We start from the raw sequence: 25,452 nt of genomic DNA, 5'->3' as shown, positions 1-25,452 counted from the left end.
CGCCGGCACCTCGGACCCGTGGGAGCCCCCGGCGACACTCACCCCCACCCGGTGCCCACCGCGCCGGACGACGCATCCACGACGGACGCGGACCCCGTGCCCGCACGGGCCGGGCTCCGAGCCACCGGTGCGTCGAGCAGGGGGTGGTCCCTGCCGGCAAGTCAGCCCGGCGCACCCTGCGGCCGCCATCTGCCGAGCCGCTGACGAGGGGGAAGGACCTTCGTGACAGACACCACCGACATCGCGCAGCCCGCGACGGCCGACGGGGACGGCGCCGCGCCGGCGCGGCGCGCCCCCCTGTCCCAGCTGCGTCTGGGTCAGCTGCAGGAGCTCGCCTCCTCGCTGGGGGTCGCCGGGACGGCGACCATGCGCAAGAGCGACCTCCTCGCCGCGATCCGCGCCGAGCAGGGCACCTCGTCGCGCGCCCGCCGCGCCGACCGCGAGACCGAGCCGCCGGCGTCCGGTCGGTCCCGGCAGGAGACCTCTCCGGCGCAGGGGGCCCAGGCACCCGCGGCCGACGCGGGCACCGGCCGCACCTCCGGGCCGCCGCAGCCGCGACGGGGCGACGACGACGGCGTCTCCGGCGCGGCCGGGCCGGCCGGCGCCGCCACGGGCCCGGCACCCGCCGGGGACGACGCCGGTGCGGACCAGGGCCCGTCGCGGCGGACCCGCGGTCGCCGCGCCGAGCGCGCCGCCGGCGCCCCCGGGGCCGGGGGACCGGCCACCGAGGACCGGCGCGGGGAGACGGACGGCCGCCCCGAGGGCGGTCGTCCCGACGGCCGCAGCCACGAGGGCACCCCGCAGGTCCAGGAGCGGACCCCGGAGAGGGCCCAGGAGCGGACGCAGGAGAGGACCACGGAGCGCCCGACCTCCGAGCGGGGGACGTCGGAGCGCGGCGGTCGCCCCGAGGCCCGGCTCGACGCGCGCGCCCAGCTGGAGCAGTCGCTCGACCTGCGCGAGCGCGCCCGGCACCGTCGGGGCGAGACCTCCGAGGGCGCCGACGGCGCCGGCCGGGAGGGTCAGGGCGGGCAGGAGTCCCGCCAGGACCGCGGTGACCAGGGGGACCGCCAGCGCCAGCGCGACGACCGCCCGCGCGACGAGCGTCAGCGCGACGACCGTCAGGGGGGCGGCCAGCAGGACCGTGGCCAGGACTCCCGCGAGACCTCGGACGACGACGAGCTCGGCGGTCGCCGCGGCCGCCGCGGCCGCTACCGGGACCGCAAGCGCCGCGGGCGCGACGGCGTCGGCGGGCAGGGGGGCCAGGGCGGCCAGGCGCAGGACGCCGAGCCGGAGGTCTCCGACGACGACGTGCTGACGCCCGTCGCCGGCGTCCTCGACGTGCTCGACTCCTACGCCTTCGTCCGCACGTCGGGCTACCTGCCCGGGCCGAACGACGTCTACGTGACGCTCGCCCAGGTCAAGAAGCACGGCATGCGCAAGGGCGACGTCGTCACGGGGGCCGTGCGGGCCCGCGGCGACGGCGACGGCGACGGCCAGGACGCGCCGGGCGGCAGCGGTCGCGGCGGCCGCCAGCAGCGCCAGCAGCGGGCGCAGAAGTTCAACCCGCTCGTCCGCGTCGACACCGTCAACGGCCTGCAGCCGGACGGCGCCCGCCGCCGTCCGGACTTCACCAAGCTGACGCCCCTGTACCCCCAGGACCGGTTGCGCCTGGAGACCGAGCGCGGGCAGTACACGCAGCGCGTCATCGACCTCGTCGCCCCGATCGGCAAGGGCCAGCGCGGCCTCATCGTCGCGCCGCCCAAGGCCGGCAAGACGATCGTCATGCAGCAGATCGCCAACGCGATCACGCGCAACAACCCGGACGTCCACCTCATGGTCGTGCTCGTCGACGAGCGCCCCGAGGAGGTCACCGACATGCAGCGGACGGTGAAGGGCGAGGTCATCGCCTCGACCTTCGACCGGCCGGCCGAGGACCACACGACCGTCGCCGAGCTCGCCATCGAGCGCGCCAAGCGGCTCGTGGAGCTCGGCCACGACGTCGTCGTGCTGCTGGACTCGCTCACCCGGCTGTCGCGGGCCTACAACACCTCGGCGCCGGCGTCGGGCCGGATCCTGTCCGGCGGGATCGACGCGTCGGCGCTCTACCCGCCGAAGCGCTTCTTCGGCGCCGCCCGCAACATCGAGAACGGCGGCTCGCTGACCATCCTCGCCTCGGCCCTGGTCGAGACCGGCTCGAAGGCCGACGAGGTCATCTTCGAGGAGTTCAAGGGCACCGGGAACATGGAGCTGCGCCTGGCGCGGCACCTCGCCGACAAGCGGATCTTCCCGGCCGTGGACGTCAACGCCTCGGGCACGCGGCGCGAGGAGATCCTCATGTCGCCCGAGGAGCTCAAGGTCGTCTACAAGCTGCGTCGCGTGCTCGGCGCGCTGGACTCCACCCAGGCGATCGAGCTGGTGCTCGGCAAGCTGCGCGAGACGGGCAGCAACGCGGAGTTCCTCATGCAGGTGCAGCGCACGGCCCCCGCCGGGCCGGGCGGCGACGCGGCGAGCGAGCTCACGCCGCGCGGCTGAGCGCCGTCCCCGCCCGCCGTCCCCGCCCGCCGGACCGGCCCGGAGGTCGGCCCAGGAGCGGGCGGGGAAGCGGTCGGGCGTCTCCGGCGTTGGAGGGGGCGTCCGCCGCTCTGGCAGGATGGGACGACGGGTACCGGTTCACGTGCGCGCACCGCGCTGCACGACCCGGCGCCGAGACGGAGAGGAACCACCATGAAGGCCGGACAGCACCCCGACTACGTGACGACCACCGTGTCGTGCACGTGCGGCGAGACGTTCACGACCCGCAGCACCGACACCCGCGGTGAGATGAAGGTCGACGTCTGCTCCGCGTGCCACCCGTTCTACACGGGCAAGCAGAAGATCCTGGACACCGGTGGCCGTGTGGCCCGGTTCCAGGCGCGCTACGGCAAGACCGCCGCGAAGAAGTAGCCGCGGCCACGACGGCGCCGGTCCGCCCCTGCCGGGGTGGGCCGGCGCCGTCGTCGTGCCGGGGTCGCGGCGCCCGTTCCGCCCCGTCCCCCTCGCCCGGCGCCTCTGCCGCCCCACCCCTGCCCCTGCCGAGCCCGCCGGCCGGCCCCCGCCCCGCGAAGGAGCCCGCGTGCGCGACGTCGTCGCCCCGCTGCTGGAGGAGCACGCCGCCCTCGAGCAGCAGCTCGCGGACCCGGCCCTGCACGCCGACGCCGCCCGCGCCCGACGGGTCGGGCGCCGCTACGCCGAGCTCGGCGCCGTGGTCCGCGCGGAGGCCGGCTGGCGCGCCGCCGCGGACGACGTCGCCGCGGCGCGGGCGCTGGCGGTCGAGGACGCCTCCTTCGCCGAGGAGCTGCCCGGCCTCGTCGAGGCCGAGGCCACCGCGGCCGAGCGACTGCGCCGGCTGCTCGTGCCCCGTGACCCCGACGACGGGCGCGACGTGATCCTCGAGGTCCGGGCGGGGGAGGGCGGCGAGGAGTCGGCCCTGTTCGCCGGGGACCTGCTGCGGATGTACCTGCGCTACGCCGAGCGGCGGGGCTGGCGCGCGGAGGTCCTCGACAGCGCGCCCTCCGACCTGGGCGGCGTCAAGGAGGCCGCGCTCGCCGTGCGGGGGCGCGGCGGCGAGCCCGGCGACGGCGTCTACGCGTCGCTGAAGTTCGAGGGCGGGGTCCACCGGGTGCAGCGCGTGCCCGTCACGGAGAGCGCCGGACGCATCCACACCTCCGCGGCGGGGGTCCTCGTGCTGCCCGAGCCGGAGGAGGTCGACGAGGTCGAGGTCGACCCCGCCGACCTGCGGGTGGACGTCTACCGCTCCTCGGGCCCGGGGGGCCAGAGCGTCAACACGACCGACTCGGCCGTGCGCCTCACCCACCTGCCGACGGGCCTCGTCGTCTCCTGCCAGAACGAGAAGAGCCAGCTGCAGAACAAGGAGCAGGCGCTGCGCATCCTGCGGGCGCGGCTGCGGGCGCTGGCCGCCGACGAGGCGGCGCAGGCGGCCTCCGGCGCCCGGCGGGCGCAGGTCCGCACCGTCGACCGGTCCGAGCGCATCCGCACGTACAACTTCCCGGAGAACCGGGTGAGCGACCACCGCACGGGGTTCAAGAGCCACACCCTCGACGCCGTCCTGGACGGCGACCTCGACGCCGTCGTCGCCTCCTGCGTGCAGGCGGACGAGGACGAGCGGCTGCAGGCGGCCGAGACGTCGCGCGGATGAGCACGGGAGCGGGCGGCCTCCCCGCGGGCGCGGGGGGCACGGACCTCGCGGCCCTGCTGCGGGCCGCCGCGGCCCGCCTCGCCACGGCCGGCGTCCCGAGCCCCCGCGCCGACGCCGAGCAGCTGCTCGCGCACGTGCTGGGGCGTCCCCGGGCCGCGGTCGTGACGGCCGCGCTGCGCGGGGACGCCGGCCCGGACGAGGGGGCGCGGCGCGTCCTCGCCGGGCTCGTGGCGCGCCGCGCGCGGCGCGAGCCCCTGCAGCACCTCACCGGGACGGCCGGCTTCCGCGGCCTGGAGCTACGGGTGGGGCCCGGGGTGTTCGTGCCGCGCCCGGAGACCGAGCTCGTCGCCGGTGCCGCCGTGGCCGCGGCGCAGGAGGTGCAGGCGCGCGCCGGGCGGCCCGCCGTCGTCGTCGACCTGTGCACGGGCTCCGGGGCGATCGCCCTCGCCGTCGCCGCCGAGGTGCCCGCCGCCCGCGTGGTCGGGGTCGAGCTCGAGGAGGACGCCCTCGTGTGGGCGCGCCGCAACGCCGGCGCGCAGGGGTCGTCCGCGGGACGGCCCGGCGGGCCGGTCGAGGTCGTCGCCGGGGACGCCGCCACCGCCCTGCCCGGGCTCGAGGGCGCCGTCGACGTCGTCGTCAGCAACCCGCCGTACGTGCCGCCGGGCGCCACGCCCGTGGACCCGGAGGTGCGCGACCACGACCCGGCGCCGGCGCTCTACGGCGGCGGGCCGGACGGCCTCGCGGTCCCCCGCGCGGTCCTCGCCCGCGCCGCCGCCCTGCTGCGCCCGGGCGGCGTGCTGCTCGTCGAGCACGCCGACGTCCAGCAGGACGCGCTGCTCGCCGCGCTCGCCGCCGGGCCGTGGGAGGACGCGCGAGGGCACGCCGACCTGACGGGGCGGCCCCGCTGGGTCCGTGCGCTCCGCGCCGACGGAGCCGACCGCGCCGGGGCCGCCGCGCCTGCCGACGCCGGGCCGCGGCCGTGCCACGATGCGACGTCGTGAGCACGCTCCACGACTGCCGTGACCCCGAGGGCCGCGACGCCGGCCTCCGCGAGGCCGTCGACGCGCTGGAGCGGGGCGAGCTCGTCGTGCTGCCGACGGACACCGTGTACGGGGTCGGGGCCGACGCCTTCGACGCCGACGCCGTCGCGGCGCTGCTCGCGGCGAAGGGCCGCGACCGGACGATGCCGCCCCCCGTGCTGGTGCACGACGTCCGCTCCGTCGACGCGCTGGTGGAGCGGTCGGGGAGCGCGGCGTCCTCGTCGGTCGACGACCTGGCCGAGGCCTTCTGGCCGGGCGGCCTGACGCTCGTGTGCTGGGCCCGGGGCTCGCTGCGCTGGGACCTCGGCGACACCGGCGGCACCGTCGCCGTGCGCGTGCCCGACGACGACCTGGCGCGGGAGCTGCTCGCCCGCAGCGGGCCGCTCGCCGTCAGCAGCGCCAACCTCACGGGGCGCCCACCGGGGCAGACCGCCGCAGCGGCCCGCGAGCAGCTCGGGGAGGCGGTGACCTGCTACCTGGAGGGCGGCCCGCGCGAGGGCGGCGAGCCCTCCACGGTGCTGGACCTCACCGGCCCCCGCCCGCAGGTCCTGCGCCAGGGCGTCGTCGCGCTGGAGGACCTGCGCCGCGTCGTCCCCGACGTGCGCGCCGTCCGGCCGCCGTCGCCGTCGCCGGTGGAGGCCGCGGGCGACGAGGGCGGCGCCCCGCCCGCCGGCGCGACGCCGGGGGAGGGCGTCCGGGCCGACGACGTCCGGGCCGACGACCGGGCCGACGACCGGGCCGACAACCGGGCCGGCGACCGGGCCGACGACCTGGCCGACGACCGGGTCGACGACCGGGCCGACGCCCGGGCCGACGACCGGGCCGACGACCGGGCCGACGACCGGGGCGAGGACGAGCCCGGTGAGGGCGGTCCCGCGCCCGGCACGCGGTGAGGGCCTACCTCCTCGTGCTCGTCACCGCCGCGGCGGTGACCTACCTCTGCACGCCCCTCGCCCGCCGGCTGGCCGAACGGCTGGGGGCGATGTCGCCCGTGCGCGCCCGCGACGTCCACAGCGTCCCCACCCCCCGGCTCGGCGGGACGGCGATGCTCGCGGGCCTGGCCGCCGCGCTCGTCGTCGCGAGCCGGCTGCCCTTCCTCGACGCCGTCTTCGCCGACTCGAGAGGTCCGTGGGCGGTGCTCGGCGCCGGCGCCCTGCTGTCCCTCATCGGCGTCGCGGACGACGTCTGGGGGCTCGACGCGCTGGCCAAGCTGGGCGGGCAGGTCCTCGCCGCGTCGCTGCTGGCGTGGGGAGGGGTGCAGCTGCTCTCGCTGCCGGTCTTCGGGGTCACGGTCGGCTCGGGCCCGACCTTCTTCGCCCTGACGGTGCTCGGGGTCCTCGTCGCCGTCAACGCCGTCAACTTCATCGACGGGCTCGACGGTCTCGCCGCCGGCGTCATGCTCATCAGCGGCTCCGCCTTCTTCGTCTACACCTACCTGCTGAGCCAGGACGCCAGCCCCGACGACTACTCCAACCTCGCCACGCTCGTCGCCGCGGCGCTGGTGGGCTGCTGCCTGGGCTTCCTGCCGCACAACCTCCACCCGGCCCGCATCTTCATGGGGGACTCGGGCTCCATGCTCCTCGGGCTCCTGCTCGCGGCGACCGGCGTCGCCGCCTCCGGCGTGGACCCGGCCGTCCTGTCCCGGGTGCAGGTCGCCCCCGTGTTCCTCCCGCTGCTGCTGCCGCTGGCGGTGCTGCTGCTGCCGCTGCTCGACCTCGTGTGGGCGGTCGTGCGGCGCCTCGCCAAGGGGCAGTCGCCCTTCACGCCCGACCGGCTGCACCTGCACCACCGCCTGCTCGACCTCGGCCACAGCCACGCCCGCGCCGTCGGCGTCATGTACGCGTGGGCCGCGGTGGTCTCCTTCGGCGCCGTCTCGACGGCCTTCGTCCCCCTGACGACCGCGCTGCCCGTCTGGGGGGCCGCCGTCGTGGTCGTCGCCGTCGTCACCCTCCGCATCCGTCGCGGGGCCCCGGAGACCGCTGCGGCCACGCTCGGCGAGGGGCGCCCGAGTCGCTTGTGATAATGTTCACAAGCGCTGCAACGGCCACGACGGCAGTCCCCGTGGCCCGCCGAGGCAGCCCCGACGCCCCCTCGACCGAGCGCTGGAGCCCACCCTGAGCACCCACGACGACGCGGTCGCGCCCCCGCCCGAGGCCTTCGCCGGGATGCTCCGTGCCGCCCTCGCGCCGGCCCTGGTCGCGGGCGCCGTGTGCGCCGTCGTCGCGCTGGTGGTCTCCGGGCCGGCCGGCCTGGTGGCGGCCCTCGTGGGCGTCGTGCTGGTGGTCCTCTTCTTCGGGAGCACCCTCGTCGTCCTCGCCCGGGTCGCTCGGCGCGCGCCGCAGACGGTCATGGTCGTGGCGCTCGGGACCTACACCGCGAAGGTCGTGCTCCTCGCCGTCGCCTTCGTCGTCCTCGCCCGCGTGACGTCGCTGCCGGGCCCCGCCCTGGGCCTGACGACGATCGTCGTCACGGCGGTCTGGCTCGGCTTCGAGCTGCGCGGCTTCCTGCGGGCCCGTCACCCCGTGGTGGACGACCCCGGTCCCGCCCGGGGCACGGGTGGTGGACGGTGACCCGCCGCCCCGCTGCTAGCGTCTGCCGCACCATGGCCGACGACGACAGCCGCCGACCCTCGCCGGGCGCGACCCGTGGCGGTGACCGCCCGGGCCCGGACGCGTCGGCGTCCCCCCGCCCCCACGGTCGCGACGACGTCTGGGGGGCCACCTCCTACCTCGTCGCCGGACCCCTGACCTTCGGGGCCCTCGGCTTCGGCCTCGACCACCTGCTGGGGACGGCGTTCTTCGGCCCGGTCGGCATCATCGGCGGCATCGTGCTCGCCGTCTGGTACGTGTGGTTCCGGTACGGTGACGCGGGCGAGGCCATCTCCGCGACGGACCGACCGAGCCGCCCGCACCCCCGTACCCACGACGACGTCCGCGCGGAGGAGACCACGTGAGCCCCGCCCTGATGGCCCCCGTGCTGACCGCGGAGAGCCACACCTACGAGCCCCCGGGCACCGAGATCTTCTGGCAGCCCCTCTTCGGCACCGAGGGGGCGCTCGCCGTCACCCGGCCCGCGATCGTCGCCCTCATCTCCGTGGCGGTGCTCGTCGTGGTGCTGCTCGTGGGCACGCGCCGGATGTCGGTGGTCCCCGGCAAGGGCCAGATGGCGCTCGAGACCGTCTACGGCGCCATCCGGAACACGGTGGGCCGCGACATCATCGGCGAGCAGCACTTCCGCCGCTTCATGCCCCTGCTGTTCGGGCTCTTCGTCTTCATCTACGTCAACAACCTCTTCGGCGTCCTGCCGCCCTTCCAGTACCCGACGATGGCGCGCATCGCCTTCCCCCTCGTGCTGGCGCTGGTGGTCTACGTCGTCTACCACGCGCTCGCGGTGAAGAGGAAGGGCGTCGGCGGCTACCTGAAGGGGCTCGTCCCGGCCGGCCTGCCGGGCTGGATCGTGCCGATCGTCTTCGTGCTCGAGGTCGTCACCTACTTCGTCACCCGGCCCGTCACCCTGGCCCTGCGGCTGTTCGGCAACATGTTCGCCGGCCACCTCATCCTCGTGCTCTTCGTCGGGGGCGCCGAGTACATGCTGGTCGACGGCGGCGCCCTGCTGAAGCTGGTGTCGATCCCGACCTTCCTCATGGCGTTCCTCATGACGCTGTTCGAGATCCTCGTGCAGTTCCTGCAGGCCTACGTCTTCGTGCTGCTGTCGGCGACGTACATCGCCGACGCCTACGCCGAGGAGCACTGACGCCCCACGGCGTCCACAGACCGCACCACCCGCTCGACCGCACCACCCGCAGGACCACCGGGCGCACACCGCGTCGCGGCACCACGGACAGAAGTTGGAGAGGACCATGACCGGAGACCTCGCGATCGTCGGCTACGGCCTGTCGGCCATCGGCCCCGGCGTCGGGATCGGCCTGATCTTCGCCGCCTACATCAACGGCGTCGCCCGCCAGCCCGAGGCCCGCGGCATGCTGCAGAGCATCGCCATCCTCGGCTTCGCCCTCGCCGAGGCGCTCGCGATCTTCGGCATCGCGCTCGCCTTCGTCTTCGCCGGCGGCTGACCACCCGGTCAGGACCAGGGCACCCCCACCACCGGGCTCAGGAGGAGCAGTGACCTTTCCCGCCACCGCGGTGCTCGCGGCAGCCGCGGAGTCGGACCCGCCGGGCGACCCGCTCTACCCGATCCTCCCGCACCTCGGGGAGCTGATCTTCGGGATCATCGCCTTCGCCATCATCCTCGCGGTGGTGGCCGTGAAGGTGGTCCCGCGCCTCGAGGCCGTCTACGAGGAGCGTCGGGCCGCCATCGAGGGCGGCGTCGAGAAGGCCGAGCGCGCCCAGGAGGAGGCCGAGCGCACGCTCGCCGAGTACAAGGCGCAGCTCGCCGACGCGCGCGAGGAGGCCGGCCGCATCCGTGAGGAGGCGCGCGCCCAGGGCGCGCAGATCCTCGAGGAGATGCGCCAGCGTGCCGAGTCCGAGGCGCAGCGCGTCGCGGAGTCGGCGCAGCGGCAGATCGCCTCGGAGCGCCAGCAGGCGATGCTGTCGCTGCGCAGCGAGGTCGGCGGCCTCGCCACCGACCTGGCCTCGCGCATCGTCGGCGAGTCGTTGTCCGACGAGGCCCGCCAGTCACGCGTCGTCGACCGCTTCCTCGAGGACCTTGAGCGCGGCGACGCGGCGGGTTCGGCCGCACCGGGGCAGCGCAGCGAGCAGGGCGTCTGATGCGGGGGGCGAGCCGCACCTCGCTCGGCGCGGTCACCGAGGACGTCCGCCCGGTGCTGGAGGGCGCGCGGGGCACGGAGCTCGGCGAGCAGCTGTTCGGGGTGGTCGACCTGCTCGACTCCTCCGGACCGCTGCGGCGGGCGCTCACCGACCCGGCACGGGCGGTCGACGACCGCACCGGGCTCCTCGAGCGGCTGCTCCGCGGGCAGGTGGGGGACGAGGCGCTCGACGTCGTCCGCCGCCTCGTGCAGGGGCGCTGGTCGGCGGCCCGGGACCTGCCCGACGCCGTCGAGGAGCTCGCCGTCCTGGCCACCGTGTCGGGCGCCTCGCAGGCCGACGACTCCGGCGACGGCGTGGACCGCGTCGAGGAGGAGCTCTTCCGGGTGGAGCGCCTGCTCTCCGGCGACCGGGCGCTGCGCGCGGCCGTCGCCGACCGCTACGCCCCCGAGCAGGCCCGCCGGGACCTGCTGGACCGGCTGCTCGGCGACCGCGTCGCCCCGGGGACCCTCCTGCTGGTCCGCCGCGCGGCGACGCGCTCCCGCGGGCTCACGCCCGAGCGGGCGCTGACGCGGTACGGCGAGCTGGCGGCGGAGTGGCGGCGCCGCGTCGTCGCGCTGGTCACCACCGCGGTGCCGCTGCGCGACGACCAACGTCAGCGGCTCGTCGAGCTGCTGACGCGCCAGTACGGGCGTCAGGTCCACGTCGACTCGGCGGTGGACCCCTCCGTCGTCGGCGGGGTCCGGCTCGAGGTCGGCGGCGAGCTGGTCGACAGCACCGTCGCCTCCCGCCTGGACGAGACCCGGCGGCGCCTCACCCGGTAGCAGCAGGCACCATCGGGCCAGGGCACCGGACCCCGAAGCGCCCGACCCCGAAGCACCGGACCCGAAGCACCGAGCACCAGAGCACGGCACCACCCGCGGGGCCGCCGGCACCGCACCGGCAGGACCCGCACCGCCCCTCGCGCACGTCGGGGGAGCGGACGAGACGAGGAGGAGCACCCATGGCGGAGCTGACCATCCGGCCCGAGGAGATCCGCGACGCGCTGGACTCCTTCGTCCAGTCCTTCGACCCGACCGGCGCGGAGCGGGAGGAGGTCGGCCGCGTCACGGAGACGGCGGACGGCATCGCCCGCGTCGAGGGCCTTCCGAGCGCGATGGCCAACGAGCTGCTGCGCTTCGAGGACGGCACGCTCGGCCTCGCGCTGAACCTGGACGTCCGCGAGATCGGCGTCGTCATCCTCGGCGACTTCGCCGGCATCGAGGAGGGCCAGGCCGTGCACCGCACCGGCGAGGTCCTGTCCGTGCCCGTGGGCGACGGCTACCTCGGCCGCGTCGTCGACCCCCTCGGCCAGCCGATCGACGGCCGGGGCGAGATCGAGACCGAGAGCCGCCGGGCCCTCGAGCTCCAGGCCCCGTCGGTCGTGCAGCGCAAGTCGGTGCACGAGCCGATGCAGACGGGCATCAAGGCCATCGACGCGATGACGCCGATCGGCCGGGGCCAGCGCCAGCTGATCATCGGCGACCGCCAGACGGGCAAGTCCGCCGTCGCGATCGACACGATCATCAACCAGCGCGCCAACTGGGAGTCGGGCGACCCGACGAAGCAGGTGCGCTGCGTCTACGTGGCCATCGGGCAGAAGGGGTCGACGATCCAGTCCGTCCGGGGCTCGCTGGAGGCCGCGGGCGCGATGGAGTACACGACCATCGTCGCGGCCCCCGCCTCGGACCCGGCGGGCTTCAAGTACATCGCCCCCTACACCGGCTCGGCCATCGGCCAGCACTGGATGTACGGCGGCAAGCACGTCCTCATCGTCTTCGACGACCTCTCCAAGCAGGCCGACGCCTACCGCGCCGTGTCGCTGCTGCTGCGCCGCCCGCCGGGCCGCGAGGCCTACCCGGGCGACGTCTTCTACCTGCACTCCCGGCTGCTCGAGCGCTGCGCCAAGCTCAGCGACGAGATGGGCGGCGGCTCGATGACGGGCCTGCCGATCATCGAGACCAAGGGCAACGACGTCTCGGCGTTCATCCCGACCAACGTCATCTCGATCACCGACGGCCAGATCTTCCTCGAGTCGGACCTGTTCAACGCGAACCAGCGGCCGGCGGTGAACGTCGGCGTCTCGGTGAGCCGGGTCGGCGGCGACGCCCAGACCAAGGCCGTCAAGAAGGTCTCCGGCACGCTGAAGATCGACCTGGCGCAGTTCCGCTCGCTCGAGGCGTTCGCCATGTTCGCCTCGGACCTGGACGCGGCCTCGCGCCAGCAGCTCGGCCGTGGCCAGCGCCTCATGGAGCTGCTGAAGCAGCCCCAGTTCTCCCCCTTCCCCTTCGAGGAGGAGGCGGTGTCGATCTGGATGGGCACCAAGGGCATCCTCGACGACGTGCCCGTCGACGACGTGCGCCGCTTCGAGGCCGAGGCGCTCGAGTCGCTGCGCGGCGGGGACCTGCTGCGGACCATCCGTGAGACGGGCCGCCTCGAGGACGACACGACGGCCGAGCTCGAGCGCCAGCTGCGCGACTTCAAGCAGGGCTTCCGGACCAGCGCGGACGCGCCGGTCGAGCCGGAGGACGTCGAGGCCAGCGACGCCGACGAGGAGTCGCAGGAGAAGATCGTCCGCCAGAAGCGCTGAGGCGCGCTCCCGGCGGGCCGCGAGCACGGCGGCCCGCCGGGGACCGACCCCGCCGTCCGCCCGGAGCGGGCGCGCGGGGCCACCCACCAGGCAGGAGGAGCAGGACCGTGGCAGGCCAGCAGAGGGTCTACAAGCAGCGGATCGGGTCGACGCGGTCGATGCAGCAGATCTTCCGCGCCATGGAGCTCATCGCGACCTCGCGCATCACGCGGGCGCGTCAGGCGGTGCAGGCGTCGACGCCGTACGCGCGGGCCATCACCCGCGCCGTCTCCGCGGTGGCCACCTACTCCGACGCCGACCACCCCCTCACCACCGAGCGCGAGGACGTGCGGCGCTCGGCCGTCGTGGTCGTGACGAGCGACCGCGGCATGGCCGGTGCGTACTCGGCCAGCGTCCTGCGCGAGGCGGAGCGCCTGGTCTCGCGCCTGCGCGAGGAGGGCCGCGAGGCCGTCCTCTACGTGGTCGGCCGCAAGGGGATCGCGTACTACCGCTTCCGCCGGCGGGACGTGGCGCAGGAGTGGAGCGGCTTCTCGGAGGCGCCGCGCTTCGACGACGCGCGGGAGATCGGCGAGGCCCTCGTCGAGCAGTTCGTCCGCAGCTCCTCCCCGGAGGACGGCGGGGCGCCCGGCGTGGACGAGATCCACGTCGTCTCGACCACCTTCGTGAGCATGGTCACCCAGGAGCCGCAGGTGAACCGCCTGCTGCCGCTCGAGGTGGTCGAGGGCGTCGAGCCCCCCAGCAGCGACGACCTGCTGCCGCTCTACGAGTTCGAGCCCTCCGGCCCGGAGGTGCTCGACGCGCTGCTGCCGCGATACATCTCCAGCCGCATCCACAACGCGCTGCTGCAGGCCGCGGCCAGCGAGCACGCCGCGCGCCAGCGGGCCATGAAGACCGCCGGCGACAACGCCGAGGACCTCGTGAAGATGTACACGCGCCTGGCCAACCAGGCGCGCCAGGCGGAGATCACGCAGGAGATCACCGAGATCGTCGGCGGCGCGGACGCGCTCGCCGCGAGCTCGAGGTCCTGACCCGCGCGCACCGCCCGCACCACGCTCCGCACCCCACGCTCGGAACAGGCCCGGCACCACCGGGCACCCCGCCCGCCGGCACGGCCGAAGGAGAGCACCGCACATGACCGCCACCGCCACCGAGGACCGCACCCAGGGCGGCGCCGCCGCCACCGGGCGCGTGAGCCGCGTCATCGGCCCCGTCGTCGACATCGAGTTCCCGCCGGACGCCATCCCGGACATCAACAACGCGCTGACGATCTCCTACGAGCTGCTGGGCGAGCAGACGTCCATGACGCTGGAGGTCGCCCAGCACCTCGGTGACGGCGTCGTCCGCGCCATCGCGCTCAAGCCGTCGGACGGCCTCGTGCGCGGCACCGACGTGGTCGACACGGGGAGCCCGATCACGGTCCCGGTCGGCGACGTGACGCTCGGCCACGTCTTCGACGTGACCGGCAACGTCCTCAACCTCGAGGAGGGCGAGCGGCTCGAGATCACCGAGCGCTGGCCGATCCACCGTCAGGCGCCGGCCTTCGACCAGCTCGAGTCCAAGACGCAGATGTTCGAGACGGGCATCAAGTCCATCGACCTGCTCACGCCCTACGTCCAGGGCGGGAAGATCGGCCTCTTCGGGGGTGCGGGCGTCGGCAAGACCGTCCTCATCCAGGAGATGATCCAGCGGGTCGCCCAGAACCACGGCGGCGTGTCCGTCTTCGCGGGCGTCGGCGAGCGCACCCGCGAGGGCAACGACCTCATCGGGGAGATGGCCGAGGCCGGCGTCTTCGACAAGACGGCGCTGGTCTTCGGCCAGATGGACGAGCCCCCGGGCACGCGGCTGCGCGTGGCCCTGTCGGCGCTGACGATGGCGGAGTACTTCCGCGACGTGCAGAACCAGGACGTCCTGCTCTTCATCGACAACATCTTCCGGTTCACGCAGGCCGGCTCCGAGGTCTCGACGCTGCTCGGACGCATGCCCTCGGCGGTCGGCTACCAGCCGAACCTCGCCGACGAGATGGGCGTGCTGCAGGAGCGGATCACCTCGACCCGCGGCCACTCGATCACCTCGCTGCAGGCGATCTACGTGCCGGCGGACGACTACACCGACCCGGCTCCGGCGACGACCTTCGCCCACCTCGACGCGACGACCGAGCTCTCCCGCGAGATCGCCTCGCGCGGCCTGTACCCGGCGATCGACCCGCTGACCTCGACGTCGCGGATCCTCGACCCGCAGTACATCTCCCGCGAGCACTACGACACGGCGACGGCGGTCAAGCAGATCCTCCAGCGCAACAAGGAGCTGCAGGACATCATCGCCATCCTCGGCGTCGACGAGCTGTCCGAGGACGACAAGGTCATCGTCAACCGGGCCCGCCGCATCCAGCAGTTCCTGTCCCAGAACACGTACATGGCGGAGAAGTTCACGGGCGTCGTCGGCTCCACGGTGCCGCTGGACGAGACCGTCGAGTCCTTCAAGCGCATCACCGAGGGCAAGTACGACCAGGTCGCCGAGCAGGCGTTCTTCAACGTCGGCGGCATCGAGGACGTCGAGCGCAACTGGGACCGCATCCAGAAGGAGACCGGCGCCTGATGGCCGGTCTCAACGTGGAGCTCGTCTCCGCCGAGCGGCAGGTCTGGTCGGGAGGCGCCTCGCGCCTGTCGGTGCGCACCGTCGAGGGCGACCTGGGGGTGCTGCCCGGCCACGAGCCCGTCCTGGCCGTGCTCGTCGACGGCGAGGTCCGGATCGAGGCCACGGAGGGCGAGTCCCTGCGCGCCACGATCGGCGGGGGCTTCCTGTCGGTCGACCACGACCGCGCCGTCGTGGTGGCCGAGGACGTCGACGTGCAGGGAGCCGGCGGCTCCGCCGGTCGCTGAGGCGGGTCGGCGGTCGTGGGCGGTGTCCTCCTCCCGCTGGAGGTCGCCGCCGGCCTGCTCGCCCTGGTGGTCCTGGGCGTGCTGCTCGTCTCGCTGAGGCGCCGGGTGCTCACCCGGCGCCTCGGCGCGTTCGACTGCTCCGCGCGTCGTGAGGGCGGTCGGTGGGTGCTCGGCGTCGCCGGCTTCCGCCACGACGAGATGGCCTGGTACCGCGTCTTCGGCGTCGACGTCGGTGGCGGGCGCACCTGGGGCCGTCACGACATCGAGGTGCTCCGGCGCCGACGGCCGCAGGGCAGCGAGGCCTTCGCGGTGCTCCCCGACGCCGTCGTCGTGGAGTGCCGTCACCACGAGCGGCAGCTGGACCTCGCCATGAGCGAGGAGGCGTACACCGGTTTCGCGTCCTGGTTGGAGAGCTCCCCGCCGGGGTACCGCGTCGACGTGGCCTGACACCTGCGGGAGCACCCGCGCGGCGCGGTGGTGCCCGCGCCGTCGGGGGCCGGACGTAGGGTCGTGGCCCATGACCACGACCGACGCGCACCGCAGCGCCGAGCCCGCGGCCCGTCCCGGCCCCCGGCCGCAGGACGACCTCTTCCGCGCCGTGAACGGCAGCTGGCTCGCGGACGCGCGGATCGCGCCGGACCGGTCCGTCGCCGGCGTCTTCGTCGACCTGCGGGACGCGGCCGAGGAGGCCGTCCGGGTCATCTGCGAGGACGCCCGCGACGCGGGGGAGGCGGGGTCCGCGACGGAGCGCCTCGTCGGGGGCCTGTACGCGAGCTTCCTCGACGAGGCGGCCGTGGACGCCGCCGGGACGTCACCGCTCGCGGGGCCGCTCGCCCGCGTCGCCGAGGTGCAGGACGTCATCGGCCTCCTCCGGCTGCTCGGCGAGCTCGACCGCGTCGGGTCGGGCGGGCTCGTCGGGCTCTCCGTGGACACCGACCTGGGGAACCCCGACCGGTACCTGCCCTACCTCGGGCAGGGCGGGCTGGGCCTGCCGGACGAGGCGTACTACCGCGAGGAGCAGCACGCCGAGGTGCTGGCCGCCTACCGCCCGCACGTCGCCGCGATGCTCGCCCTGGCCGGGTGCCCGGACGCCGACGCGCTGGCGGGCGAGGTCGTCGGCCTCGAGACCGAGCTGGCGGCCGAGCACTGGGACCGGGTCCGCCGCCGCGACGTCCAGCAGATGTACAACCTGCTCGACGCGGAGGGGCTGCAGGCCCTGGCTCCGGGGCTGCCCTGGTCGGCCTGGCTGGAGGGCCTCGGCGCGCCCGCGTCTGCGCTGGCCGAGGTCGTCGTCGCGCAGCCGTCCTTCGTCGAGGCCCTCGGGCGCCTGCTCGTCCCCGAGCGGCTGCCCGCCTGGCGGGCCTGGCTGACCTGGCGGGTCGTCCACTCCGCGGGCCCGTACCTCACGGCTCCCTTCGTCGAGGAGGGCTTCGCCTTCTACGGCCGCCGCCTGTCGGGCACCGAGGAGATGCGCGAGCGCTGGAAGCGGGGCGTCTCCCTCGTCGAGGGCGGCGTCGGCGAGGCCGTCGGCCAGATCTACGTGCAGCGCCACTTCCCCCCGCAGGCGAAGGCCCAGGTGCAGCTCCTCGTGGACCGTCTCGTCGAGGCCTACGCGCAGGAGATCGCCGCGCTGTCCTGGATGACGCAGGAGACGCGGGACCGCGCCCTGGAGAAGCTCCACCTGTTCACCCCCAAGGTCGGCTACCCGGAGGAGTGGAAGAGCTACGAGGGGCTCGTCGTCGACCGCTCCGACCTCGTGGGCAACGTCCGCCGCGTCACCGCCCACGAGAGCGACCGCGAGCTCGCCAAGCTCGGGCGACCGGTGGACGCCGGCGAGTGGTTCATGACGCCGCAGACCGTCAACGCCTACTTCAACCCGGGCATGAACGAGATCGTCTTCCCCGCGGCCATCCTCCAGCCGCCGTTCTTCGACCCGGCCGCCGGCGACGCCGCCAACTACGGGGCCATCGGCGCCGTCATCGGGCACGAGATCGGGCACGGCTTCGACGACCAGGGCTCCCGGTTCGACGGCCGCGGGCAGCTGCGCGACTGGTGGACCCCGCAGGACCGCGCCTCCTTCGACGCCCTCACGCAGCGTCTCGTGGCCCAGTACGACGCCCTGGAGCCCGAGCAGACGCCCGGCCACACCGTCAACGGAGCCCTCACCGTCGGGGAGAACATCGGTGACCTGGGCGGCCTCGGCATCGCCCTCGTGGCCCTGCGCCTCGCCCGCCGCGCCGACGGGGACGACCTCACCCCCGACCAGGTCCGCGACGCCCTCACGTCCTGGGCGACCGCCTGGCGGGCCGTCGCCCGCCCCGAGGAGCGACTGCGGCGCCTGGCCACGGACCCCCACTCGCCCGAGGAGTTCCGCTGCAACCAGGTGGTGAAGAACCTCGACGAGTTCCACGCCGCCTTCGGGACCGAGGCCGGCGACGGCATGTGGATGGAGCCGGCCGAGCGCGTGCGCATCTGGTGACGTGAGCCGCGGCTCCGGCGCGCGCCGGCTCGGCCGCGCTGTCCGGAGGGGCTGGGCTGGCGGGGCGGTGGCGGCTCGTCCGGACGCACTGGCTCGATCCACGGCGGGGCTCGCGCCCCGCGCCATGGGTCGGCCTGACGTGCCACCGGACGACCCGCCACCGCCCTGGCCCGTCACCTGCCGGGCACGTCCGCCTGCCGGAGGTCCGCCACTGTGTGGCTGGGGCGCCGGGGGCGCGCCCGCTACCGCTCGGTGTGCGTGCCCCCCGGGCGCCAGAGGACGTCGCCGTCGCCGCCGAGGTCGGGGGTGTTGGCGGTGCGGGCGAGGACGAAGAGCAGGTCCGACAGGCGGTTGAGGTAGCGCGCCGTCAGGGGGTTGACGCCGCCGTCGCCGTCGCCGTGGGCGGCGATCGCGGCCCACACCGAGCGCTCGGCGCGGCGTGCCACCGTGCGGGCCAGGTGCAGGTGGGCCGCGGCGGGGGTGCCACCGGCGAGGACGAAGCTCGTGAGCGGGGGCAGCGCCTCGGTGAGCGCGTCGATCTCGCGCTCCAGGTCACCCACCCACGGCTCCTGGACGCGCAGGGGGGTGTGCTCGACCCGCGCGCCGACCGGCAGGCAGAGGTCGGCGCCGACGTCGAAGAGGTCGTTCTGGACGCGGCGCACGACCGCGCGCACCCGTCCCAGGACGGGCGGCGGGGCGGCGCTCTCGTCCGGGGAGCGGGACGGGGTCGGCAGCGCCGCGAGCACGAGCCCGAGCGCGGCGCCCGTCTCGTCGACGTCGGCGAAGGCCTGCAGCCGGGGATCGGTCTTGCTCGTCCGGGAGAAGTCGCCCAGACCCGTCGTCCCGTCGTCCCCCGTGCCCGTCCAGATCCTCGTCAGCCGCACCGCCATGCCCGCAGCGTCGCAGAGGTGGGCGCTCTCGACGCGTCGGGCACCCGCCCGTCCGGGGAGTCCTGGGGCGCACGTCGACGACGTCTTGCGGTGGGTGGGCGGTCAAGGGCGCACTTCGACGACTTCTTGCGGTGGGTGGAGCCTCTGGGGCGCACTTCGACGACTACTCGCGGTGAATGGGTGCCCTGGGGCGCACTTCGACGACTTGTCGCGGTGGGTGGGTGTCCTGGGGCGCGTTTCGACGACTTCTTGCGGTGGGTGGGTGTCCTGGGGCGCACTTCGACGACTTCTTGCGGTGGGTGGGGCTCCTGGGGCGCACGTCGACGACGTCGTGCGGTGGGTGGGCGGTCCGGGGCGCACGCCGACGACGTGCGCCGGGGCCGCGCGGTGAGGCGGGCGGCCGGGGAGCGGGCACCTACGCTGCCCGCCGTGGAGCGCATCCTCGTCACCGGCGGAGCCGTCCTGGAGGGGGCGGTCCACGTGCCCGGCGCCAAGAACAGCGTCCTCAAGCTCATGGCGGCGAGCCTGCTCGCCACCGGGCCGACGGAGCTCACGTCCGTCCCCGGCATCGTCGACGTGCGGATCATGGCCGAGCTGCTGCGCCGGCTGGGCGCGGACGTGGAGCACGACGCGGCAGCGCGGACCTGCCGCATCGACGTCCCGGAGGAGATCGGCCACCGCGCCGACTACGAGCTGGTGCGGGCCATGCGCGCCTCCATCAGCGTCCTCGGCCCCCTCACCGCCCGGGTCGGGCGCGCCGACGTCGCCGTGCCGGGCGGGGACGCCATCGGGTCGCGGGGGCTGGACCTGCACGTGGACGGCCTGCGGGCGATGGGGGCCGAGGTCCACGTCGACCACGGGTACCTCGTCACCGAGGCCCCCGCCGGTGGCCTGCGCGGGGCCGACATCTCGCTGGCCTTCCCGAGCGTGGGCGCCACCGAGAACCTCCTCATGGCCGCCACGCTGGCGCGCGGGCGCACCGTCCTGTCCGGCGTGGCCCGGGAGCCGGAGATCGACGACCTCGTCGACCTCCTGCTCGCGATGGGGGCGCGGGTCGAGGGCCGCGGCGGCTCCCGGCTCGTCGTCGACGGCGTGGACGCGCTCTCGCCCGTGCGGCACCCGGTCGTGCCGGACCGCGTCGTCGCCGGGACGTGGGCCTACGCCGCCGCGATCACCGGAGGTCGGGTGGACGTCCGCGGCGGGCGGCTCGAGCACCTCGGCATGGCGGTGTCCAAGCTGGAGGCCGCCGGGGCCCGGGTGGAGCCGGTCGAGGGCGGCTTCGTCGTCGAGGGTCCCCGGCGGCCGCGCCCCGTCGACGTGGCGACGCTGCCCTACCCCGGCTTCCCCACGGACCTGCAGCCCTTCGCCCTGGCGCTCGCCGCCGTCGCCGACGGCAGCTGCGTCCTCACCGAGAACCTGTTCGAGGCGCGCTTCCGCTTCGCCCACGAGCTCGAGCGGCTCGGCGCCGACCTCGTCGTCGACGGCCACCACGTCCTGGTCCGCGGTCGGCCGGGGCTGTCCGCCGCCCCCGTCGAGGCGAGCGACATCCGCGCCGGGGCGGCGCTCGTCGTCGCGGCGCTGCGGGCCGAGGGCACCACCGCGGTCCACGGCGTCGCCCACGTCGACCGGGGCTACGAGGACGTCGTCGCCTCGCTGCGCGGGCTCGGCGCCGACGTCCGCCGCGAGGTCGTCCCGGACGACGCCGGTGTGCCCGGCCTCGCCGGCGGCTGAGCCGCCCGGTCCGCGGGCGGGCGCCTCAGGCGCTGCGCCGCAGGATGTCCCGGGCGACGTGCTCGTCCCGGGGGAACACGAGCACCCGCGGCCCCTCGGTCGTGGGGGCGAGCGTCGCGCGCAGCCCCTCCGCCTCGAGCCGGCGTCGCAACGCCTCGGCCTCGACGAAGGTCGCCGGCTCGGCGACGGGCACCAGGAGCCCGTAGTCGGCCGGCGCGCCCGCGCGCGCCCGGCCCGGCACCAGCGAGTGCCCCCGGCTCCACCCCCAGCGCAGGAGCAGGGCGATGAGGGCCACGGCGGCGAAGGCGACGAGGGGTCCGAAGAGGATCGAGTAACTGCCCCAGCCCGTCACCCGAGGAGTGTGCGCCCCGGTCGGTCCGGGCGGCGGTCGGACCCGTCCGGCGGACGACGGACGCCGCTGTAGTACGCGCGTACCACTCGTCTGGTACGGTCGTACCGATCGGGCGTCGCGAGGGCGCCCCGGAGGAGGAGGTCCTCGTGGCCTGGGTGCTCGTGGTCGTGGCCGGCCTGCTCGAGACGTGCTTCGCGGTCTCGCTGAAGCTCTCCGACGGGTTCAGCCGGCACGGCTGGACCGCCGCCTTCGTCGTGTTCGCGGTCGGCAGCTTCACCCTCCTGTCCCGGGCGCTGGGCGACCTGCCGGTCGGCACCGCCTACGCCGTGTGGGTCGGCATCGGCGCGGTGGGGACGGCTCTCGTCGGCATGGTGTGGCTCGGGGACCCGGTGAGCACCGGGCGCCTGGTGGCGCTCGGCCTCGTCGTCGCCGGCGTCGTCGGCCTCCAGCTGACGTCCGGCGGGTCGGCGCACTGATGGCCGCCCCGGGGTCGGACGTCGAGGGGCCGGACGTCGGGGGGCCGGGTGGCGCGCCGCGGGGCCGGCAGCGACGGGTCGCCCTCGTCGAGGCCGCGGCCGGGCTCCTCTCCGAGGGCGGGCCCGAGGCGGTGACGGCGCGGGCCACCGCCCGGGCCGCTGGCCTGCCGCTCGCCGCCGTCAGCTACCACGTCGAGGACGTCGCCACGCTCGTGCGCGAGGGGGCCGACCTCCTGCTCGACCGCCTCGAGGAGCAGGTGCGACGTCGGGTCGAGCGACCGGCCCCGGGCGCCGCGCACGACCCGGCGGGTCGGCTCCTGGCCGCGGCGCTCGTCGACCTCGTGCTCGGCTCCTACGCCGGGCGCGGGCCCGACGGCGTCCGCGCGCTGTACGCGCGCACGCTGGAGCTCTCGGACGACCCGGCGCTCGCCGGCCGGCTGCGGCGCTTCGACGCCGCCTGCGCCGAGGGCGTGCGGGCCCTGCTCGCCGCCGCGGGGCGTCGCACCGACGCCGCGCGCGCCGTGCTGGCGCTCGTGGACGGCTGGCTGGTCGCGGCCCTCGTCGCCGGGGGCTCGGGGTCCGGGACGGGGACCGCCGGCGCGGGGGACGACGGGGACCGCACGGACCTGGCGGGCTGGGCCGCCGAGCGGCTCGCCCCCGGCCTCGTCGCGCTCGCCCCGCCGACGCACCCCTAGCCGCCGCCCCTCGGCCCCCGTCGTCCTCCCCGTGCTCCCGGCGGCACGATGCCCTCGTGGAGACCGCGCTCGAGCTCGTCGTCATCGCCGCCGTCGTGGTCGCCGCGGAGCTCGTGGTCCGGCGGACGGGCGGGTCGGCGCCGCTGCTGCTCGTCCTCGTCGGGGTGGTCGCCTCCTACCTGCCGTTCGTGCCGTCGCTCGTGCTCGACCCGGAGCTCGTGCTCGTCGGGCTCCTGCCGCCGTTGCTGTACTCCTCGGCGCTGCAGACGTCGATCGGGGACCTCAAGCACAACGTGCGGGCGATCTCGCTGCTGTCCGTGGGGCTGGTCGTCGTCACGGCGCTGGTCGTGGGCGTCGTGGTCAGCGCGCTGCTGCCCGTCCCGCTCGCCGTCGGCGTCGCGCTCGGCGCGGTCGTCGCGCCGCCGGACGCGGTCGCGGCCACCGCGGTCGCCCGGCGCGTGGGGCTCCCGCGCCGTCTCGTGACGGTGCTCGAGGGGGAGAGCCTCGTCAACGACGCGACCGCCCTCGTGCTGCTGCGCACGGCCCTGCTCGCGGTGACGGGCACGGTCACCGCCGTGGACGTCGGGGGTCGCTTCGTCCTCGCGGCCGGCGGCGGCGTGGCGGTCGGGCTCGTCGTCGCCCTCCTCGCCGGGCGTCTGCGCCGACGGCTGGACGACCCCGTCCTCGACACGACGCTCTCCTTCGCCGCACCGTTCGCGGCGTACCTGCCGGCGGAGGAGGTCGGCGCGTCCGGCGTCCTCGCCGTCGTCGTCACCGGGCTGGTGCTGGGGCACCGCTCGCCCGTCCAGCAGACGGCGCGCTCGCGCATCGCGGAGCGGCTCACGTGGCGGACGGCGTCGTTCCTCCTCGAGGGCGGCGTCTTCCTGCTCATCGGGCTGCAGGCCGCCGACGTCGTCGGCGGCGCGCTGGAGGGCGGGCTCGGCCTGGGGCGGACCCTGCTCGTGTGCGGGGTGGTGCTCGGCCTCGTCGTCCTGCTGCGGCTCGTGTACGTCGCGGTGGTGCTGCGGCTCGCGCGGCTCGCCGGCCGCCGCGGGGAGGCGCCGTCGTGGCGGGTCGTCGCCGTCATCGGCTGGGCCGGGATGCGCGGCGTCGTGACGCTCGCCGCCGCGGCGTCGCTGCCGACGTCGACGCCGCAGCGCGAGGTGCTGGTGCTCGCCGCGCTCGTCGTCGTCGGCGGCACGCTGCTGCTGCAGGGGACGACGCTGCCGGCCCTCGCGCGTCTGGTGCGCCTGCCCGCGCCCGACCCGGGCGAGGACGCCCTCGCGCACGCCGCCGTGCTGGAACGCACGCGGGAGGCCGCCCAGCGGCGGCTGGAGGAGGTCCGGCGGCAGGGCGACCCCCAGGACGTCGTCGACGCCCTGCACGACCGGCTGCGCCGCCGGGGGGACCGGGCGTGGGAGCGGCTCGGCCGCGGGGGCGACCTGCGGGCGCCGGGCCAGGCGTGGGTGCGTCTGCGCCTGGAGATGCTCGACGCCGAGCGCGCGGAGCTGCTGCGCGTGCGCGGCGAGCAGCGGGTGCCCTCCGACGTCCTGCGGCAGGTGCTCGCCGAGCTCGACGTCGAGGAGTCGCTGCTCGACGCCGCCGACGAGGACTCGACCCAGCGGCCGCAGCCCCTGCGCTCGCCGCGCGAGGGCGGGTGCGAGCACCTCGACGCGGCCCCGACCGCCGAGGGGGACGTCGGCGCCGACGCGTGCGAGGACTGCCTGGCCCTGGGCGAGACCCGCTGGGAGCACCTTCGCCAGTGCCTGACCTGCGGGTTCGTCGGGTGCTGCGACTCCTCGCCGCACCGGCACGCGGCCGCCCACGCCCGGCGCGAGGTCCACCCCGTCGCCCGCAGCGCCGAGCCGGGGGAGGCGTGGCGCTGGTGCTACGTGGACCGGGTGCTCGGGTAGCGGCGGGCCGCGGCGCCTGCGGCCGGACGCACGAGACCCCCGGCGCGCAGGGCGCCGGGGGTCTGCGAGGTCTCGGGTGCTCCGGGCGTCAGCCGTCGAGCGCGACGAGGTCCACGTGCACGTTGCCGCGGACGGCCTTCGAGTACGGGCAGAGCTGGTGCGTGCGCTCCACCACCCGCTGCGTCGTGGCCTTCTCGACGCCGGGGATGCGGACGGTGAGCTCGGCCGTGATGGCGTAGCTCTCGCCCTCCGGGCCGAAGCCGATGTCGGCGCGCACCTCGGCCTGCTCGGTGTCGACGCCTTGCTCCTTGCCCGCGAGCCCGAGGGCGCCGGTGAAGCAGCTGGCGTAGCCGGCGGCGAAGAGCTGCTCGGGGTTGGTGCCGGTGCCCGGTCCGCCGGTCTCCTTCGGCGCGGTGAGGCGCACGTCGAGCACGCCGTCGTCCGAGACGGCGTGGCCGGCCTTGCGGCCGCCGCTGGAGGTGACGGAGGCGGTGTAGACGATCTTCGAGGGGGTGAGCTCGCTCATGCCCGCAGCAGCCGCGGCGCGGCGCGGGGCATTCCCGCCGCAGGCAGCCCGGGGGCGGCCCGCGTCGGCCGGCGCCTAGAAGAGGCGCGTCGTGGGGTCGTCGACGCCGCGCATGGCCTCGTAGTCGAGGACGACGCAGCGGATGCCGCGGTCGGTGGCGAGCGTGCGCGCCTGCGGCCGGATCTCCTGCGCGGCGAAGACGCCGGCCACGGGCGCGAGGTGGGGGTCCCGGTTCATCAGCTCGAGGTAGCGCGTGAGCTGCTCGACGCCGTCGATGTCGCCGCGCCGCTTGATCTCCACGGCGACGCTCCCGCCGCTCGCGTCCCGGCACAGGATGTCGACGGGGCCGATGGCGGTGGGGTGCTCGCGCCGCACGAGGGCGTAGCCGCTGCCGAGGTGCTCGATCTGCTCGGCCAGCAGGCGCTGGAGGTGCGCCTCGACGCCGTCCTTGACCAGGCCCGGGTCGACGCCGAGGTCGACGCTGGAGTCGGAGAGCACCTCGTGCACCGAGACGACGAGGACGTCGTCGGTCTTCGTGCTCGCCACGCGCCACGTCTCGACGGCGCCGGCCTCCGCCGCCGTCCCCTCCGCCGGGGCGGTGAGCAGCGTGCAGGGCGGGCTCATCCAGTTGAGCGGCTTGTAGGAGCCGCCGTCGGAGTGCACGAGCACGCTGCCGTCGGCCTTCACCATGAGCAGGCGGGTGGCCAGCGGCAGGTGGGCGGTCAGCCGTCCCGCGTAGTCCACGGAGCACCGGGCGACGACGAGCCTCACGGACGGCGACCCTAGCCGCCGCCGGGCCGTCCTCCGGAGGCCGCTCGTCCGCGTCCGTCCGCGCGGTCGGGCTCCCGCCGGACCCACGTGTCCTCTGCTCGTCCCTCTGCTCGTCCCTCTGCTCGTCCTCCCTGCTCGTGCCCCCTGCTCGT

The 25,452-nt window shown here is 75.7% G+C and carries 26 protein-coding genes; 22 read left to right on the top strand and 4 right to left on the bottom strand.

The annotated features are described in order from the left end of the window. The first annotated feature begins 222 nt into the window (after positions 1-222). The 18 genes from rho (at position 223) to WDZ17_RS06020 (ending at position 17,946) form a co-directional block, all read left to right on the top strand. Positions 223-2,532 (top strand): transcription termination factor Rho, encoded by a 2,310-nt coding sequence (gene rho / locus WDZ17_RS06105; protein WP_339574249.1) that lies wholly within the window; start codon positions 223-225, stop codon positions 2,530-2,532. Positions 2,533-2,724: 192 nt separating this feature from the next. After that, positions 2,725-2,943 carry a 50S ribosomal protein L31 gene (rpmE, locus tag WDZ17_RS06100; RefSeq protein WP_339574248.1) on the top strand — a complete coding sequence of 73 codons (219 nt, stop codon included), beginning with the start codon at positions 2,725-2,727 and terminating at the stop codon, positions 2,941-2,943. Positions 2,944-3,112: 169 nt separating this feature from the next. Then, positions 3,113-4,195 (top strand): peptide chain release factor 1, encoded by a 1,083-nt coding sequence (prfA, locus tag WDZ17_RS06095; RefSeq protein WP_339574247.1) that lies wholly within the window; start codon positions 3,113-3,115, stop codon positions 4,193-4,195. Further along, positions 4,192-5,196, top strand: coding sequence for a peptide chain release factor N(5)-glutamine methyltransferase (gene prmC, locus WDZ17_RS06090; protein ID WP_339574246.1), 1,005 nt, complete (start codon positions 4,192-4,194; stop codon positions 5,194-5,196). The genes prfA and prmC overlap by 4 nt, the downstream gene beginning before the upstream one ends. After that, the gene (locus WDZ17_RS06085) at positions 5,193-6,128 is read left to right on the top strand and encodes an L-threonylcarbamoyladenylate synthase (RefSeq protein ID WP_339574245.1); all 936 of its coding nucleotides are present in this window, start codon (positions 5,193-5,195) and stop codon (positions 6,126-6,128) included. The genes prmC and WDZ17_RS06085 overlap by 4 nt, the downstream gene beginning before the upstream one ends. Next, positions 6,125-7,255: a glycosyltransferase family 4 protein gene (locus WDZ17_RS06080; protein WP_339574244.1), complete on the top strand. Its 1,131-nt coding sequence runs from the start codon at positions 6,125-6,127 to the stop codon at positions 7,253-7,255. The genes WDZ17_RS06085 and WDZ17_RS06080 overlap by 4 nt, the downstream gene beginning before the upstream one ends. Before the next feature lie 145 nt (positions 7,256-7,400). Next, on the top strand, positions 7,401-7,805 hold the full coding sequence (locus tag WDZ17_RS06075; protein WP_339574243.1) for a Cg1360 family ATP-synthase-associated protein: 405 nt from the start codon (positions 7,401-7,403) through the stop codon (positions 7,803-7,805). A 32-nt stretch (positions 7,806-7,837) separates the two neighbouring features. Beyond that, positions 7,838-8,188: an AtpZ/AtpI family protein gene (locus WDZ17_RS06070; RefSeq protein ID WP_339574242.1), complete on the top strand. Its 351-nt coding sequence runs from the start codon at positions 7,838-7,840 to the stop codon at positions 8,186-8,188. Continuing rightward, entirely contained in the window at positions 8,185-8,988 is an 804-nt protein-coding gene (gene atpB, locus WDZ17_RS06065; protein WP_339574241.1) for a F0F1 ATP synthase subunit A, read from the top strand. Before WDZ17_RS06070 ends, atpB begins: the two co-directional genes overlap by 4 nt. 106 nt (positions 8,989-9,094) lie before the next feature. Continuing rightward, positions 9,095-9,307 (top strand): ATP synthase F0 subunit C, encoded by a 213-nt coding sequence (gene atpE, locus WDZ17_RS06060; RefSeq protein ID WP_339574240.1) that lies wholly within the window; start codon positions 9,095-9,097, stop codon positions 9,305-9,307. Positions 9,308-9,356: 49 nt separating this feature from the next. Beyond that, positions 9,357-9,962 carry a F0F1 ATP synthase subunit B gene (locus WDZ17_RS06055; RefSeq protein WP_339574239.1) on the top strand — a complete coding sequence of 202 codons (606 nt, stop codon included), beginning with the start codon at positions 9,357-9,359 and terminating at the stop codon, positions 9,960-9,962. Next, complete coding sequence (locus WDZ17_RS06050; RefSeq protein ID WP_339574238.1) at positions 9,962-10,783, top strand: F0F1 ATP synthase subunit delta; 822 nt, start codon at positions 9,962-9,964, stop codon at positions 10,781-10,783. The genes WDZ17_RS06055 and WDZ17_RS06050 overlap by 1 nt, the downstream gene beginning before the upstream one ends. 179 nt (positions 10,784-10,962) lie before the next feature. Then, positions 10,963-12,588: a F0F1 ATP synthase subunit alpha gene (gene atpA, locus WDZ17_RS06045; protein ID WP_339574237.1), complete on the top strand. Its 1,626-nt coding sequence runs from the start codon at positions 10,963-10,965 to the stop codon at positions 12,586-12,588. A gap of 107 nt (positions 12,589-12,695) precedes the next feature. Beyond that, complete coding sequence (locus tag WDZ17_RS06040) at positions 12,696-13,616, top strand: F0F1 ATP synthase subunit gamma (RefSeq protein WP_339574236.1); 921 nt, start codon at positions 12,696-12,698, stop codon at positions 13,614-13,616. 103 nt (positions 13,617-13,719) lie between these two features. Next, positions 13,720-15,183: a F0F1 ATP synthase subunit beta gene (atpD, locus tag WDZ17_RS06035; RefSeq protein WP_339574235.1), complete on the top strand. Its 1,464-nt coding sequence runs from the start codon at positions 13,720-13,722 to the stop codon at positions 15,181-15,183. After that, positions 15,183-15,467 (top strand): F0F1 ATP synthase subunit epsilon, encoded by a 285-nt coding sequence (locus WDZ17_RS06030; protein ID WP_339574234.1) that lies wholly within the window; start codon positions 15,183-15,185, stop codon positions 15,465-15,467. Before atpD ends, WDZ17_RS06030 begins: the two co-directional genes overlap by 1 nt. Positions 15,468-15,482: 15 nt before the next feature. Next, complete coding sequence (locus tag WDZ17_RS06025; protein ID WP_339574233.1) at positions 15,483-15,914, top strand: DUF2550 domain-containing protein; 432 nt, start codon at positions 15,483-15,485, stop codon at positions 15,912-15,914. A 70-nt stretch (positions 15,915-15,984) separates the two neighbouring features. Continuing rightward, on the top strand, positions 15,985-17,946 hold the full coding sequence (locus WDZ17_RS06020; RefSeq protein WP_339574232.1) for a M13 family metallopeptidase: 1,962 nt from the start codon (positions 15,985-15,987) through the stop codon (positions 17,944-17,946). 242 nt (positions 17,947-18,188) lie between these two features. Here the strand turns inward: WDZ17_RS06020 and WDZ17_RS06015 are convergent, their stop codons facing one another. Beyond that, positions 18,189-18,836 (bottom strand): cob(I)yrinic acid a,c-diamide adenosyltransferase, encoded by a 648-nt coding sequence (locus tag WDZ17_RS06015; protein ID WP_339574231.1) that lies wholly within the window; start codon positions 18,834-18,836, stop codon positions 18,189-18,191. Positions 18,837-19,265: 429 nt separating this feature from the next. On the opposite strand from WDZ17_RS06015, the gene murA reads away from it, so the two are divergent. After that, on the top strand, positions 19,266-20,567 hold the full coding sequence (gene murA, locus WDZ17_RS06010) for a UDP-N-acetylglucosamine 1-carboxyvinyltransferase (protein WP_339574230.1): 1,302 nt from the start codon (positions 19,266-19,268) through the stop codon (positions 20,565-20,567). A 25-nt stretch (positions 20,568-20,592) separates the two neighbouring features. Here the strand turns inward: murA and WDZ17_RS06005 are convergent, their stop codons facing one another. Next, a complete protein-coding gene (locus tag WDZ17_RS06005) occupies positions 20,593-20,919 on the bottom strand; it encodes a hypothetical protein (protein WP_339574229.1) in 327 nt (108 codons plus the stop codon). Positions 20,920-21,065: 146 nt separating this feature from the next. On the opposite strand from WDZ17_RS06005, the gene WDZ17_RS06000 reads away from it, so the two are divergent. From WDZ17_RS06000 to WDZ17_RS05990, 3 genes are read left to right on the top strand one after another with little or no spacing between them, the layout of a single operon-like run. Next, on the top strand, positions 21,066-21,395 hold the full coding sequence (locus WDZ17_RS06000; protein WP_339574228.1) for a DMT family transporter: 330 nt from the start codon (positions 21,066-21,068) through the stop codon (positions 21,393-21,395). Further along, the gene (locus WDZ17_RS05995; RefSeq protein ID WP_339574227.1) at positions 21,395-22,090 is read left to right on the top strand and encodes a TetR/AcrR family transcriptional regulator; all 696 of its coding nucleotides are present in this window, start codon (positions 21,395-21,397) and stop codon (positions 22,088-22,090) included. Before WDZ17_RS06000 ends, WDZ17_RS05995 begins: the two co-directional genes overlap by 1 nt. Before the next feature lie 56 nt (positions 22,091-22,146). After that, complete coding sequence (locus tag WDZ17_RS05990) at positions 22,147-24,003, top strand: Na+/H+ antiporter (RefSeq protein WP_339574226.1); 1,857 nt, start codon at positions 22,147-22,149, stop codon at positions 24,001-24,003. An 88-nt stretch (positions 24,004-24,091) separates the two neighbouring features. On the opposite strand, the gene WDZ17_RS05985 is transcribed toward WDZ17_RS05990, so the two are convergent. Both WDZ17_RS05985 and nucS read right to left on the bottom strand, forming a co-directional pair. Further along, positions 24,092-24,529: an organic hydroperoxide resistance protein gene (locus WDZ17_RS05985; RefSeq protein ID WP_339574225.1), complete on the bottom strand. Its 438-nt coding sequence runs from the start codon at positions 24,527-24,529 to the stop codon at positions 24,092-24,094. Between the two features lie 75 nt (positions 24,530-24,604). Then, on the bottom strand, positions 24,605-25,300 hold the full coding sequence (gene nucS / locus WDZ17_RS05980; RefSeq protein ID WP_339574224.1) for an endonuclease NucS: 696 nt from the start codon (positions 25,298-25,300) through the stop codon (positions 24,605-24,607). Between the last annotated feature and the right edge of the window lie 152 nt (positions 25,301-25,452).

It is taken from the genome of Pseudokineococcus basanitobsidens (genome assembly GCF_037482545.1).
Classification (GTDB): Bacteria; Actinomycetota; Actinomycetes; order Actinomycetales; family Quadrisphaeraceae; genus Pseudokineococcus; species Pseudokineococcus basanitobsidens.
Note: the sequence above shows the minus strand (reverse complement) of the source record. Positions and strands in the feature narration are given on the sequence as shown.